Genomic DNA, 13,244 nt, shown 5'->3' with positions numbered 1-13,244 from the left:
ATGCTGTTTGTTATCTGCTTTTTCGAGTCATTACAATATCATCAAAACTTAATAGCAAAGACTGACCGTTTGGTCTATATTCCTTCCAATCTTCAATGTTGGGACTTTCATAATCCATCATTATATGATAAAAGGAGTATAGACCGGAGTTTTCTTGAGGTAAATCCGGCAGACTATGTATGTCATAACATCCAACATCTTCCAATCCTTTTTCTTCAATCCGTTTCAACCATCCTAAAGCCTTATCTATTTGTTGAAGATAGGAAAGTTCCTGCTGATTGCCATGCTTCAGGGCATCAACAGTTTTTATTCGTTCTTTTTGTAATAACTCAATTATATCTTTCATTTTATTTCTTATCGGTAATGCTTGGCAGCGTTTCGCTTTAAGCGGTAGTGCTGTTTGTTATCTAAATCTTAATGTCTTTATTGGCAAAATCAAGGCACTATTTCGTAAACGGTTCGCTCATTGTTCCTGAAAATGGTCTGCTCAATCTGGCTTCCGACCTTTACGATACTGTCTATGTCCGCATTGACTTTCAGGCTAAGGACGGGAGCGTATTTCAGATGTTCGTAATCGACCGGAGTATTGTTATAGGTTGTTTCGACAATAGGATAATTATGTTCCTTTGCGAACTGTTTCAAGGTATCTATGTAGGGAAGCTGCTCTTTACCCATAGCTTCAAAATCTATGTAAAATTTTCCGTTCTCCAGCACAAAGTAGATGCAGTCCACACCATTGGAACAAATACCTATAAAATCATAATCAGTATTTCCTGCCTGCACGTTTCTCAATACATCCGGCAGTTTGTCTATCGTAATCCGGGCAGCAACCGGGATATTGGAGTTTATACCGTCGTTTTGCGTCACTCGTTTATTCCCATGCCCGCAACTCAATAAACTTAAGATAGAAGTAAATATTCCCATAATTTTTAAGAATCTCATAGTTTTATGCTTATTATTAAATAGATAATGGTTTGCAGCTTGCCGCCGTGAGGTGGCACAGGTGCTTGTTATCAGTCACTTTTATTTCAAATCTTCTTTATTTATAGTAATTATTCTATTCGGTATAAAGAATTGAGATGCTTCCACATCTATGCTGTTTGATATATAGCACTTCCAAAATTTCACGTATAGAAATTTCTTTTTGATTTTACGAAAAAACTTGGAAACCATTTGAGAAAAATCATTATTATCAGAACAGCAATAAAAACGTCCAGCAATGTATGCCATATCTTCCCTTTGAAAAGGAACTCTATATTCTAAAACTGGACTTTTCACATAGTCCAATACTTCAGCTGTTGTTCCATCATAATATTCATGTGTATAATATGATATATATTGTTGGAAAGATTTTCCGGTCAAATACATCTTCCGGTCATTAGCACAAATGTCAAAAGGAGATAAATCTCCTTTATAATGTGGGACACACAACAACTCTCCAAATACACTTCTAAGCGTATTTGCAATCATCTCATCATCATTTTTATGCGAATAGAATTCAAATTGCTTTCCCATGTTCTACTGGTTTTAATGACTGATAATGTTTGGCAGCGTTCCGCTTATTCAGTCGGTTTGCTGTTTGTTAGCATCATCAGAAATCCATAAACGTATCATTTTCCATATAATAGTTCAACGCATCAATATAGTCATTAATTGATGCAGTTTCTTTTTGATCAAATACGGACATCAATACATCTTCAAATTGTTGCCCGTAATAAAATAAATCCAAAGACTTATCTCTTACAAAATCTGGATATACTTCCTCATCATTATCATCTATCGTAGGATATAGTTCCAAATAGCATAATTGATTCAATTGGGCTGTACCCTCATTGGAGTATAAGCAATAGTTAGAGTCAGTGAAGCCATTATTAGCTATATTTTTAGAAACTATTTCGATAATTTCTTGTAAACGATATGGTTTTCTTAATTCTAATTCTTTCATAATTTCAATTTTATATGATGCTAATGTTTGGCAGCGTTCCGCTTATTCAGTCGGTTTGCTGTTTGTTAACGGACTCTTTCTATCTTATTAAAAAATATTCTTCCTTTTTCTATCTTAAAATAAGATGGTATATTGTCTGTCGCATACAATATTCTGCGTCGGGCAACTTTTTCTCCTATTATTATATCACTGACATAGAATGTGTCAGCTTCCATAATAGCTTCATCCTCCATTCTTATGTTTAAGATACCTTGAGGACATATTTCATACCATTGATTACAAGTTGGACATTTGTCTTTCATGTAAAGATTGGTATTATAATCATAGTCATATCTGACTATATTATTACAGCGTAATAGAAAATAATGCGGACTTTTAGGTAATGGGATAAAATCAAGCCCTTTAAGATTGTATTTATTATATATTTCAACGAAACGCTCTGATACAATCGTTTCTCCATCCCATGTATCCGACATTAAATATTTTCCTTTTTTACGATAAATTGCGATACTTTGTTCTCTTGCTTTTTCCCGATTAGTGAGCAGTCCACAAGTCGGACAATATTCCAACTGTACTTGTTCGTCCTTGTCATAATAGAAACAAGTATCATTATCTCTTGAATGTACACGGTAATAATTCATATTTCAGTCCGTTAACATGTAATTATCTACGTTTTCCGCTATTATCTTCGCTCAATTACAAATATATATCATAAGGGCGAAACTTCGGAATATTCGGTCTTCCTTTTTTCAAGGTATGCTCAAAAGCAGTTTTTGCGGGCGGTTGTTTGGGCGTTCCCCTTCGGGTCGGGCTTTCCGCTGCAAGTCCTCGCTATGCTGTGGGCTTTCCCCTGCAATCCCTAACGTGGGTGAAAGGGTTTTCACTGTCTTGCGCTTAAACCTTGGCGCACGGGCTGTCCCGTCCCGGCGTCCGTTTCCGACCACTCCGTGAGGCTGCATGGCCGAAGCCGGACATCGGGGCGGAAGGACAAACGGAACACGTCCGTCCGTGCCGTCACACGGAATGAAGTTCATCATCGGCATATCCCTTGCCAGACCATCGCTTTCGAGGATGAACGGGAATAGCTATTTCACTTTTGCGGTAATTTCGTCTATCAGGTTTGTAATTTTCTCAATGGAATACTTTTCTATCAATCTTCTGGTTGCCGCTTCTGTCTTTAATTTCTCATTGATTAATTTTAGTTGGGGCAGATCCGATTGGCAGCATTCGTTCAAGTATTCTATTTCAGTGCCATAGGAGGTATATTTATAACGAGACTGCAAAAAATGCAGAAAGGTGTTGCGTGATTCGTTAGACAATCCCAAAATACTTTTTGAAACCTTGTCCGCATCAGCCTCTTGGAATATTGAAGTATCCCTATAAAGACGCTGTTTGACCGGGACTACATCATTCAATGCCAGATTCAGGCGTTCGCAAGTTTCATCCGTCAGATTTTCCAGCATGGCAGACACTTTATTAGGACATTTCTCAAATCTTTGCTCGAATAGTTTTTGAAAATACGCAACCAGTACATTCAAAATTCGATCTGAACCAATATTAGAATGATTCCTTCTTGCACCCGCATGTACCTTTGAGCTACAATTCAACAAACCCTCCATGTCGTTGATACCTTCCATCAGCCTGTCTATGGAGTGCTTGCCTTGGGCAATGATGTCTTCCTCGGATACGTGAATAAGGTTGTCGCTATATAAAACCGATAGTATAGATATAATGACAAACAATTCTTTTAGATCAACGCTTTTATCCGCAAAGTAATACCGTACCGTTTCCTCGTAATGTTTCTCGTATTCTTCGTTATCCAGTCTCCAATAATCATATAGATAGTCCCAACTATTCAAACTTGCGTCTTCGGCAGCAAAGTATTGCTGCAAATAGGTTGTGTCAAAATACCCGCTTTCCAGATAGCAGACAATTTCATTGACGATAAAATCACTGAAAATATCCAACCGCTTGCCTATCTCTATAAAATGGTATTTGGAGAGGATTTTTTCACGCTCCTCATTTTTCTCTTTATCTGGGAACATATTGTACAGGCTGTTGAACAGGCTCGCAATTTCGGTATTTCCACCCTTATACTCGCAGTAAACGGCGACAAAATTTGCCAATAGTGATGTTATGATAAGTTTGTATTTGGGAGATTCATGATAATGTTCCGGCAAAGCCATGATTATCCTGTGGTAATCGTTCAGACATTGCCGAAGGACTCTTAAATTATCGAATTTAGAGGCATGGAATATCTTGATTATAAGCTCTTTGTTCTCAGACAAGAGGTTTCTGTTGTTGGCGGATATTTCGCCAATGAAAAAATCGAGTGTCTCCTCTATATTCACTTTAATCTCGAAAGTGCGCCCGATGGTCTTTTCCTTGAAATCCTTGAATTTCAAATTAGATTTTTCGCCCTCTTTTTCGGAAATCTTGTTCTCATCGCCAATGATGATGACCTTGCATTTACAATGTTCCGAAAAGTAATTGATGTATCCCAACAAGGTTTCCAGTTTTACATCACATCTTTCAAGGTCGTCAAAAATCAGAATCTTGTTTCCTTTTATTTCGGAATTTTCTTCTTTCAACAACAAAATGGAGTCCAAGTCACAGGTTACACTTCCTTCATCCTTGCCGTCACCGTCAATGTCGTATTTCAAAGCGATTTTCGAGGCGGCTTTTAATATATTCTTGGCAAGTTTCATTCCCTTGCTGTACAACCACGGGGATATTTCCTTGTTGATTTGTTCTGTGATTTGCTGGGTAGTGGTCAAACCGTATAAAGACACATAAATGGGCTGCCATTTTAACTTGTCCGCATCTCTGTTATTTTTCAGTTGCTCCATCCATTGACGGATGAAAAACGTTTTGCCGCATCCCCAAGCGCCTCGCAACATGATGGCATATTGCGGATCGGGTATTTCCGCATATTCATTTAAAAAGGTGAGTATGTTTCTATTCATAACCATGTTCATTAGAGGTTTCGAAGTTACGGAAAAGAGTCGTAATGTTCGGCAACCTTCCGCTTATTCAGTCGGTTTGCTGTTTGTTATAATCAATCATATCACCGAAAAATCATTAATAGGCTTATAAGAGTATTTCACCCTAAAGCCTTCATCATCCCAGTTTCGGGCGGCGATAATCGCATGTGTCAAATCCAGCCGATATGTTTTAAGGCATGATTTGATTGCGGATACAGCCCGTTCTTCCTCCACGACTATACAATAAATATTCAATTTGCCGTTATCTATTGCAAAACTTTCGACTACACCTATACCTCGCCAGCCCAAATGTTCTTTTAGATACTCTGAAACTTTGTCTTTTAACCATTTATCCCGTTTGTTCCCATCCTTGCTTTTCAATAGATATTGAACTACTATCGTACATAATTGATTTTCGGACAACTTTGTATATCCTTCACTCGCACATACATTACTAAAATCCTGTAAACGTATAGCTGCTTCTTTCTCTGTCATACTTGTTTTCGCAATAGTTCCAACATATCCAACTTTTCCAGAATGCTCAATTAGAACCTTATCGGCATTTTCATACCACATTTCCTTGTAGTATAGACCTTTTGTTTCAATTTGTTTATATAGCGTTATCATGATATGATTGGTTATAATGTTTTGCAGCGTTCCGCTTTAAATGTTTCACCTGTTTGTCAGCAATCTTGTTTTTTTACCATATACCAACTTCACAAATACCCTTGAATCTATCTAATACCATTCCGTTTTTTTTATCACTTCCCAAATTTACACTTATATGCTTGAGGTTAGGAAGATTTTCAGGAATTATATTATCCAATACATCAAAAGGCAATTGCAAGAGTAAGTTTTTTAAATTCTCGTGATATAAAGGAAAACTTTGTAACCGTTTCATATTGGCAAGAGACATACCGGTTAAAGAATGAAGGTTGCTTAAATCCGGCATTTCTTCAACATTGCTAAGTCCGTCTAAACCAATAGATCTTAGTTCTTTCAAGTCCAATAAAAAATTAAGATTCAATATTTTCGGAGAACGGTATATATCTATGCTTCTTAAATTTGGTGTCTTAATACCTAAATGTGTCCCATCCTTTAAATTAAAACAAGTTAATGTTTCCAAGTTTGGTAAGCAGGACAACATGTTCGAATCTAACCCTTTTATTTTTAATCGTTTCAGTCTGTTCAGCTTGTTCAATGTAGGATATTGATATTTCGTTATAGGATAAAAACTCATACAGAGTTCTTCCAGTTTCTCCAATGAAACAAGTTCGTCAATACAGAGTTTATTATCATATAGTGCATCAATAACTATACTCCTCAAATTTCTGAATATTGAAATTCCTTCAATTGTTTTCAGAATATTCTCGGTGTAATTATACGATTCAACTCCTATTATATTGTCACTTATACATTCAAAATAGGAGAAAGCAATCAGATTGTTGTTATTTGAACGCATTACCAATGTTACTTCTGTCGTTTCATTGATTATAGCTTCTTTTAGAAGTTTCAATTTCTCTATGTCAGGTTGTTCTTCTATCAACAATCGCAACTTATTATCTTCATGCTTTAATCCGATAATCTGTTCTTCTGTATATTGATTTAATTTTTCAATGAACATATAATTTGTATTTACAGGGTTGCTAATGTTTGGTGGATAACCGACCATTTCGAGAGCAATTAATCCGCTTTTATCTGCCCATTCTATTCTTCTCATTGTTCAAAATGGATATTATTCTCTGCGACATATTTCTTAATCGGCTCAACTATATCGGTAACGTAGTTTGTGCACTTAAAAAATTCTCTAAATATCCAACCTCCTTCACTTGCTTTGGCTAATGGAACCAAAGTTTCTTCAATGAACTCTTCATGGTTGCACAAGAGAGAACAGATTACTCCTAAGCTAAACTGTTTATCTGCATATATATGTTGAATATGACCCGAATTTGAGTAAAAATCTATAATTTTTGTATATTGTTTGACAAAAGGTATGATATACGGAAAAAAATCCTTTTTCAAATCGTTTAAGAATCTCTCAACGTTAGGAGTCTTGTCACTCTTATTCCCGAAAAAATAATCCATATCCATTAGATGCTGCTTAAACCAATCAATATTATTATCAAAGCAAACAATGATGTTACCACCAGCGTCTTTTTTATTTAATGGTTCTAATACAAGACTACATAAATATGGATTCTTTATTTTAGCTGATACACCCATACAGAAAGTGTTTTTACCGGCATATCCACCTTGGGTTGTTTGAAAGTAAAACTCAATACTACAATCGTTTTCCACTATGTAAGTAAAGTAGTCTTTATTCTTTTTTGCTTTGACCACATTTACAGGAAGCATCTCTTGTATTCTTGTAAACATGTATTTTAGGACTTCCGCTTTAGTTTCCATATCACTTTTTTTAGTTCATATTATTGGGCAGATAATGTCCGACAGCGTTCCGCTTTAAGCGGTAGTGCTGTGTGTTAGTGATTCATTTATGTTCTCAATTTCCATATCAAGAAAGGTTACATACCATTCTATAAATGATATTCTTTGCCCATCTTTCAATTTCGGTACAAGTCCACTATAATCAGCTCGTCCATCAAACCAAATATGTCCTTTTTCATTTCCATTCACCACCAATAGAAATGTACATCCATGTCCGAAATGACTTATTTGCAGACAGCCTGCAATATGTGCGGTACTAATATACGCATTAACAATTTCCGTTTCCGGGTATCCCTCGTTCCAATTAAAGGAGGTTATCCATTCTTCATTCCAACTATCTTGATATGGGAATTTTTCATTCAAGGAAATATTAGGTTTGTCTCTTAATTTGAAATCAACAATAGCTTTATCAAGAGGCAATAATCCATATCCCGGTCCGAAACCTCCATTTCCTATTTCAGAAATAAAAGTTCTGTAATCATCAGGAAGAGTTATACAATGTTTATGCTCAAACTCCTTAATATCTTCTTCAGATAGACAAGGATTATAAGATACCTCTTGTTCCTTTACTCCAAAAGATGCAAATTCTTTATGGCGTCTTATGAAAGCCAATTTTTCTAATATTTCCTTTTTTTGATTCATAATCACTGACATGTAATTATCTACGTTTTCCGCTATTATCTTCGCTCAATCACAAATATATATCATAAGGACAAAACTTCGGAGCGTTCGGTCGTCTTTTTTTCAAGGTATGCTCAAAAGCAGTTTTTTCGGGTGGTTGTTTGGGCGTTCCCCTTCGGGTCGGGCTTTCCGCTGCAAGTCCTCGCTATGCTGTGGGCTTTCCCCTGCAATCCCTAACGTGGGTGAAAGGGCTTTCACTGTCTTGCACTTGCACCTTGGCGCACGGGCTGTCCCGTCCCGGCGTCCGTTTCCGACCACTTCGGCAGGCTGCATGGCCGAAGCCGGACATCGGGCGGAAGGACAAACGGAACACATCCGTCCGTGCCGTCACACGGGGCTTCGGCTGTTCGCCGAAACCTCCCGTGCCCCGTACCGCCCGAAAGAGTTCCCCGGCGTTTGTCCGGCAGCCGGAACCTGACCGTGCTCACATATACTTCTCCCGCCCGTATCTCCTTGTCTTGGGAAACGGGCGTTCCCGGCTCTCCGGAAGGCTTCTTTTTTCCTGCACCCGGCAAGTAACTTACCATTGACTGGAATAGACTGACAGGGCATTTTTTCCCTAAGCTGATTGGAAAAACATTGACGAAGGTAGGCGGAGGTGAAAGCAAATCCGCAAAAAATGCCAAATCTCCACCCGGCGGGTAGTATTTACCATTTTTTCAGATGGTTGCAATTCACCTTTTCCGCTTTCAATGATGGTCAATGTTCTTCCCAATCAGCCAAGGGAAAAAAATTGGTTGGGGCGACAAGCGATGAAAACAGAGTAATAACGATTAAAATTTGTGAGTTATGGCAACAACGAACAGCACCATCGAAAAGATTGCACCGATGTTCACCGATTTGTTAATCAAGAAAATCGAGTGCTTGAAAACGGATTGGCAAAAACCGTGGATAGCGAGCCTTGAACAAGGTTTGCCCCGCAACATCAGAGGAACGCTCTATAACGGCGGCAATGTCTTGATGTTATTGTTCTACACCGAGTTTATGAAATTCACTTTGCCCGTGTTCCTCACCTTCAACCAAGCAAAGGAGGAGGACTTGAGCGTCAGCAAGGGCGCACGTTCGTTCCCCGTCTATTATTGGTTCAAGTTCGTGGTACACAAGGAGACGAAAAAGACAATCAAGTACGAGGAATACCGCAAGCTGCCCGCAACCGAGCAGGAAAATTACAAGGTCATCCCGCAGATGAAGTATTACAATGTCTTCAACATCGACCAGACCGATTTTGCAGGGAAATACCCCGAACGCTACGAGCGCATGAAAAAGGGAGAGCAGCCCGAAGACTATTCGGACGGGATGATTTACGAGGCGTTGGACGAGCTTGTCTGTCTGCAAAATTGGTATTGCCCTATCAAGGTGCAGTATTCGGACAGTGCCTACTATTCGCCCTCTTCCGACCATATCATTTGCCCGCAGCGTGAGCAGTTCCCGCAGGGAGCGGAATATTACGGCACGCTTCTGCATGAAATGGCGCACAGCACGGGAAATCCCCAACGGTTGAACCGCACGTTCGGCAGCTTCTTCGGGGATGCGCTCTACGCCCGTGAGGAACTTGTCGCCGAACTCACTGCCGCCCTTTGCGGTGCGTTCTTCGGCTACGCAGCCGCACCGCAGGAGAACAACGCCGCCTATCTGAAACACTGGCTCACCAAGCTAAAGGAAGAACCCGCCTTTTTGGTGGAGATATTGGGGGACGTGAACAAGGCGGCGAAGATGATTGCCGACAAGGTAACAGAACCGGTGAACGAACCCGCAGCAGCCTAAGCGGGACAACAAAGAACAAGAGTATCAACCAACGGGCGGAGCAGTCCGCCCCACTAAAGACATAAGACGATGAAAACATTATCGGAAAAGGAATTTAACGGGTTAAACATAAAAGTTATGTTTAACGAGAAGGTGGAACAGGCAAAAAAAGAGCTGTCTCCACTCATGCAGGAGATAAGGAAGTACATGCCCCAAGCGGAATACGGCTACCACGTGGTAAGCGGTGAATACCCCGCATTTTACGGCGTGCGCATAGAGTTCACGTACAACGGCATCCGTTTTCATGTGTACAAGATAAACAAAGAGAACAAGTACAAGATAGCCGCCGACATGGAACACTTTGAATATGTCAACCGCTACGACATCGAAAGGGCGGGCAGCCAATACGAAAAGCCGTGCAATATCGGCGTGTTCACCGCCAAGAAAATAAACGATTGGATAAACTACTGCACGCAGATATACAGGCAGGTGGAGCAGGAAAATGCGGAGAACGCCCGAAAGGTAGCCGACTTCTTGAAAAGTATCGAGAACGAACCCGTAAGCTGGGAACGTAGAAACTATGCGAAAGGAACGATAACCCGCAACGGCTTGCGCTTCACTTTCTACATAGAGAAAGGACACCTCTCCTTTGAACTGTCCCTAAGTTATCGGGGAACGGCTGATTACGACACGTTCCGGCTGTTGGCTGATAACCGCTATATCCCGTAAGGGAACTGTTAAAGAACCACGGGCGGAGCAATCCGCCCGACAATACCCAAGAACATGAAAACGGCATTTGTTTACAAACTGATATACCGCCTAATCCTTTGGGCTTCGGCGGCTTATTTCCTTACCACCGCCGCAGGGCAGCTTTTCGCCTTGTTGCTTGTCGTGGCTCTGTTTTACTTCGTGGCACGGCTTGTTTTCGCCCTTGCGTGGCGGCTGTTTGTCGGCTTCGTGTTCGTACTGATAATCATTCTTTTAATATTCTAATATTTACCGATATGGAAACAAGGACATGGACAGAAAACGGAACACCCGTTACCAAAGAAAAGACGGTAGCCTTTTCGGGACACCGCACCAACCGTATAGCCAAGTTCACGGCAGACCGTGAGAAACTCTTCAGGGAGGTGGCGTTCGACACGTTCGCAGCCATCGAAAGTTATTGTATCAAAAAAGGCTACGACACCTTTTTGTCGGGAATGTGCGAGGGCTTCGACCTTATCGCAGCAGAGGAAGTATTGAACCTCAAAAAGAGATACCCGCATATCCGTCTGAAATGCGTTGTCCCCTTCAAGGGACAAGCCGAACGATACACCCAAGCCGACAAGCGGCGTTACGACACCATTTTGGCGCAAGCCGATGAAGTGGTAACCTTGCAGGACGGATATACCGAGGGCTGTTTCCTGCGCCGTAACGACTACCTTTTGGAAAACTCCGCTTTTCTGATAGTCTATTACGATACGGTAGCCATAGGCGGCACGTTCTACACCCTCAAACGGGCAGTAGAGCAGAAAAAGAAGTTCGCGAACGTATGCTATAACCGCAGGTAGCCCCGTAAGGGCGGATTTTCCGCCCGCTACTTTCTTTCGTGAGCCGGAGCGGGGAAAGAAAGATAGCAAAGAAACCGATTTTCCGAACGGAACGGTTTATTAAAATCAAAAAGAACAACTATAAACAATCAACTTAAAAATAACAGATTATGAAGACAAAAGCAAATCAATCAGCAGCAGAGAAAAACATCACGATGGTAGCATTGGCAGACATTCAGCCGAGCGGCTTCAACCCACGCAAACGCTTCGATGAAGCAGCCCTTTACGAACTTGCCGAGAGCATCAAACGGCAGGGCGTGTTGCAGCCCATCACCGTACGCCCCGTTGACGGAACAGACCGTTACGGGATTGTTTTCGGGGAACGCCGTTACCGTGCGTCCGTCATTGCGGGCAGGGACGAAATTCCCGCAATCGTAACCGAGTTGTCGGACGAGGAAGCCGAGGAAATGGCGATTACCGAGAACTTGCAGCGCAAGGACGTAACACCCGTGGAGGAAGCCGCAGCCTATCAGCGGCTTATCGAGAGCGGACGCCATACCGTGCAGACCTTGGCGCAACTCTTCGGAAAGAACGAGAACTACATCCGCACACGGCTGAAATTCACCGCCCTTATCCCCGAAATCGCCGCCCTTTTGGAAGCGGACGAGCTGACCATCAGCGTGGCGGCTGAAATCTGCCGATACGGGGAGGACATTCAGCGTGAGGTGTACGAGAAGCATTTGCAGGATGAGGGAACGTATAACAGTTGGCGGGGACTGAAAGCCGCCGATGTCGCAAGGCGCATCGAACAGAACTTCACCACCGACCTGCAATACTACCGCTTCGACAAGACCGAGTGCGCCACGTGCGCACACAACACCAACAACCTGCTGCTGTTCCGTGACGGCGGGTGCGGGCATTGCGCCAACCGCACGTGCCTTGCCGAAATGAACGCATCCTACCTCATGGAGCGGGCTGTGCAAATCATGCAGACCCAGCCGGGCGTGTCGCTCTGCCGTGACCGCTACTGCACCAACGAAACGGTGGCAGAACGGCTAACCGCTTCGGGCTACGAGGTGGAGACCCTTGACAGGTACACCGCCTTTCCAAGCTGCCCGAAAGAACCCAAAGCCGAAAATTTCAACGACCCAGAACGCTACGGGGAAGCCCGTACCCGCTACGAGCAGCAATGGGCGGACTACATGGAGCAGGAGGAGGAAATCACCCGCAGGAGCGAAGCGGGGGAAATCACCGTCTATGCCAAAATCGGGCAGAAGGAGATTGACTTCTGCTATGTGGAGAACGTGACCGAAGCGCAGACAGCGGACGGAACGCCCGCACCCGCACCGCTCTCACCCGTGGAGAAATTGGAGAAGCAGGACGAGCGCAACAAGGAAATCGCACTCGAACGCACGGTAGAAGACACCAAGAAACAAATCCTCGAAGCCGACATCACGGGCGGCAAGTTCAGTGCGGACGAAGATACCATGTTGTACTTCTTCCTTCTGTCCTCGCTCCGTAAGGAACATTTCGCAGCCGTGGGGATTGCGGAAGACAAGCAGTATATCACGGACGAGGACAAGATGGGGATTATCGGCAACCTCACCGTGAGGATGAAGACCATCATCCGCAGGGACTTCCTTGTAGCCAATTTCAAGGGAGCATACGGCAGCAACACCGTGGCGACCCTCTTGCTTGACTTCGCACGCAGGCACATGCCGGAGGAACTCGCCAACATCGAAAGGGAGTACAACGGAGTGTACGAGAAGCGGCATCAGCGCATCGAGGAAAAGAAAGCCGTCCTCTTGGTGCAGGAACGGGCAAGGGAGCGCAAGGTAACGCAACCCGAAGAAGAACCGCAAACCGAAGAGATTGCAGCCTAAGGACAAAGGGCAGGGCGGAGAAATCCGCCCG

At 42.5% G+C, this 13,244-nt stretch carries 17 protein-coding genes; 6 read left to right on the top strand and 11 right to left on the bottom strand.

What is annotated here, in order from left to right:
• Window positions 1–10: 10 nt before the first annotated feature.
• The 11 genes from DW033_RS07015 to DW033_RS06965 form a co-directional block, all read right to left on the bottom strand.
• Window positions 11–346: a hypothetical protein gene (locus DW033_RS07015; RefSeq protein WP_117873675.1), complete on the bottom strand. Its 336-nt coding sequence runs from the start codon at window positions 344–346 to the stop codon at window positions 11–13.
• An 89-nt stretch (window positions 347–435) separates the two neighbouring features.
• A complete protein-coding gene (locus tag DW033_RS07010) occupies window positions 436–942 on the bottom strand; it encodes a hypothetical protein (RefSeq protein WP_117513391.1) in 507 nt (168 codons plus the stop codon).
• Window positions 943–1,023: 81 nt separating this feature from the next.
• Window positions 1,024–1,515, bottom strand: a complete 492-nt coding sequence (locus DW033_RS07005; RefSeq protein WP_004326133.1) for a hypothetical protein — start codon at window positions 1,513–1,515, stop codon at window positions 1,024–1,026.
• Window positions 1,516–1,591: 76 nt separating this feature from the next.
• Window positions 1,592–1,945 carry a hypothetical protein gene (locus DW033_RS07000; RefSeq protein WP_032581402.1) on the bottom strand — a complete coding sequence of 118 codons (354 nt, stop codon included), beginning with the start codon at window positions 1,943–1,945 and terminating at the stop codon, window positions 1,592–1,594.
• 65 nt (window positions 1,946–2,010) lie between these two features.
• On the bottom strand, window positions 2,011–2,586 hold the full coding sequence (locus tag DW033_RS06995) for a hypothetical protein (protein WP_118419577.1): 576 nt from the start codon (window positions 2,584–2,586) through the stop codon (window positions 2,011–2,013).
• 108 nt (window positions 2,587–2,694) lie between these two features.
• Window positions 2,695–2,982 carry a hypothetical protein gene (locus DW033_RS06990; protein ID WP_233554144.1) on the bottom strand — a complete coding sequence of 96 codons (288 nt, stop codon included), beginning with the start codon at window positions 2,980–2,982 and terminating at the stop codon, window positions 2,695–2,697.
• A 48-nt stretch (window positions 2,983–3,030) separates the two neighbouring features.
• A complete protein-coding gene (locus tag DW033_RS06985) occupies window positions 3,031–4,911 on the bottom strand; it encodes a P-loop NTPase fold protein (protein ID WP_122382629.1) in 1,881 nt (626 codons plus the stop codon).
• A gap of 96 nt (window positions 4,912–5,007) precedes the next feature.
• Window positions 5,008–5,556 (bottom strand): hypothetical protein, encoded by a 549-nt coding sequence (locus DW033_RS06980; protein ID WP_009041193.1) that lies wholly within the window; start codon window positions 5,554–5,556, stop codon window positions 5,008–5,010.
• A 73-nt stretch (window positions 5,557–5,629) separates the two neighbouring features.
• A complete protein-coding gene (locus DW033_RS06975; RefSeq protein WP_122382595.1) occupies window positions 5,630–6,649 on the bottom strand; it encodes a hypothetical protein in 1,020 nt (339 codons plus the stop codon).
• On the bottom strand, window positions 6,646–7,335 hold the full coding sequence (locus DW033_RS06970; RefSeq protein WP_008620113.1) for a hypothetical protein: 690 nt from the start codon (window positions 7,333–7,335) through the stop codon (window positions 6,646–6,648). The genes DW033_RS06975 and DW033_RS06970 overlap by 4 nt, the downstream gene beginning before the upstream one ends.
• 54 nt (window positions 7,336–7,389) lie before the next feature.
• Window positions 7,390–8,016: an SMI1/KNR4 family protein gene (locus tag DW033_RS06965; protein ID WP_122332407.1), complete on the bottom strand. Its 627-nt coding sequence runs from the start codon at window positions 8,014–8,016 to the stop codon at window positions 7,390–7,392.
• Between the two features lie 109 nt (window positions 8,017–8,125).
• Between DW033_RS06965 and DW033_RS24620 the strand changes: the two genes are divergently transcribed.
• The 6 genes from DW033_RS24620 to DW033_RS06935 all read left to right on the top strand — a co-directional run bounded on the left by DW033_RS24620 (window position 8,126) and on the right by DW033_RS06935 (window position 13,213).
• Entirely contained in the window at window positions 8,126–8,473 is a 348-nt protein-coding gene (locus DW033_RS24620) for a hypothetical protein (RefSeq protein ID WP_199712365.1), read from the top strand.
• A gap of 371 nt (window positions 8,474–8,844) precedes the next feature.
• Window positions 8,845–9,819 carry an ArdC family protein gene (locus DW033_RS06955; protein WP_122382594.1) on the top strand — a complete coding sequence of 325 codons (975 nt, stop codon included), beginning with the start codon at window positions 8,845–8,847 and terminating at the stop codon, window positions 9,817–9,819.
• 69 nt (window positions 9,820–9,888) lie between these two features.
• Entirely contained in the window at window positions 9,889–10,527 is a 639-nt protein-coding gene (locus DW033_RS06950) for a hypothetical protein (RefSeq protein WP_122382593.1), read from the top strand.
• Between the two features lie 54 nt (window positions 10,528–10,581).
• A complete protein-coding gene (locus DW033_RS06945; RefSeq protein WP_008629237.1) occupies window positions 10,582–10,791 on the top strand; it encodes a hypothetical protein in 210 nt (69 codons plus the stop codon).
• Window positions 10,792–10,802: 11 nt separating this feature from the next.
• Window positions 10,803–11,351, top strand: a complete 549-nt coding sequence (locus tag DW033_RS06940; protein ID WP_122382592.1) for an SLOG family protein — start codon at window positions 10,803–10,805, stop codon at window positions 11,349–11,351.
• A 149-nt stretch (window positions 11,352–11,500) separates the two neighbouring features.
• On the top strand, window positions 11,501–13,213 hold the full coding sequence (locus tag DW033_RS06935) for a ParB/RepB/Spo0J family partition protein (protein WP_122382591.1): 1,713 nt from the start codon (window positions 11,501–11,503) through the stop codon (window positions 13,211–13,213).
• Window positions 13,214–13,244 lie beyond the last annotated feature (31 nt).

It is taken from the genome of Parabacteroides sp. AF39-10AC, from assembly GCF_003635405.1.
Taxonomy (GTDB): domain Bacteria; phylum Bacteroidota; class Bacteroidia; order Bacteroidales; family Tannerellaceae; genus Parabacteroides; species Parabacteroides distasonis.
Note: the sequence above shows the minus strand (reverse complement) of the source record. Positions and strands in the feature narration are given on the sequence as shown.

What these genes read in the sequence shown, in the direction of transcription:
- DW033_RS06985 (WP_122382629.1), bottom strand. Translation starts at nt 4,911, where the DNA reads ATGAATAGAAACATACTCACCTTTTTAAATGAATATGCGGAAATACCC.
- DW033_RS06945 (WP_008629237.1), top strand. Translation starts at nt 10,582, where the DNA reads ATGAAAACGGCATTTGTTTACAAACTGATATACCGCCTAATCCTTTGG.
- DW033_RS06975 (WP_122382595.1), bottom strand. Translation starts at nt 6,649, where the DNA reads ATGAGAAGAATAGAATGGGCAGATAAAAGCGGATTAATTGCTCTCGAA.
- DW033_RS07000 (WP_032581402.1), bottom strand. Translation starts at nt 1,945, where the DNA reads ATGAAAGAATTAGAATTAAGAAAACCATATCGTTTACAAGAAATTATC.
- DW033_RS06935 (WP_122382591.1), top strand. Translation starts at nt 11,501, where the DNA reads ATGAAGACAAAAGCAAATCAATCAGCAGCAGAGAAAAACATCACGATG.
- DW033_RS06990 (WP_233554144.1), bottom strand. Translation starts at nt 2,982, where the DNA reads ATGATGAACTTCATTCCGTGTGACGGCACGGACGGACGTGTTCCGTTT.
- DW033_RS06940 (WP_122382592.1), top strand. Translation starts at nt 10,803, where the DNA reads ATGGAAACAAGGACATGGACAGAAAACGGAACACCCGTTACCAAAGAA.
- DW033_RS24620 (WP_199712365.1), top strand. Translation starts at nt 8,126, where the DNA reads ATGCTCAAAAGCAGTTTTTTCGGGTGGTTGTTTGGGCGTTCCCCTTCG.
- DW033_RS06955 (WP_122382594.1), top strand. Translation starts at nt 8,845, where the DNA reads ATGGCAACAACGAACAGCACCATCGAAAAGATTGCACCGATGTTCACC.
- DW033_RS06980 (WP_009041193.1), bottom strand. Translation starts at nt 5,556, where the DNA reads ATGATAACGCTATATAAACAAATTGAAACAAAAGGTCTATACTACAAG.
- DW033_RS06950 (WP_122382593.1), top strand. Translation starts at nt 9,889, where the DNA reads ATGAAAACATTATCGGAAAAGGAATTTAACGGGTTAAACATAAAAGTT.
- DW033_RS07005 (WP_004326133.1), bottom strand. Translation starts at nt 1,515, where the DNA reads ATGGGAAAGCAATTTGAATTCTATTCGCATAAAAATGATGATGAGATG.
- DW033_RS07010 (WP_117513391.1), bottom strand. Translation starts at nt 942, where the DNA reads ATGAGATTCTTAAAAATTATGGGAATATTTACTTCTATCTTAAGTTTA.
- DW033_RS07015 (WP_117873675.1), bottom strand. Translation starts at nt 346, where the DNA reads ATGAAAGATATAATTGAGTTATTACAAAAAGAACGAATAAAAACTGTT.
- DW033_RS06995 (WP_118419577.1), bottom strand. Translation starts at nt 2,586, where the DNA reads ATGAATTATTACCGTGTACATTCAAGAGATAATGATACTTGTTTCTAT.
- DW033_RS06965 (WP_122332407.1), bottom strand. Translation starts at nt 8,016, where the DNA reads ATGAATCAAAAAAAGGAAATATTAGAAAAATTGGCTTTCATAAGACGC.
- DW033_RS06970 (WP_008620113.1), bottom strand. Translation starts at nt 7,335, where the DNA reads ATGGAAACTAAAGCGGAAGTCCTAAAATACATGTTTACAAGAATACAA.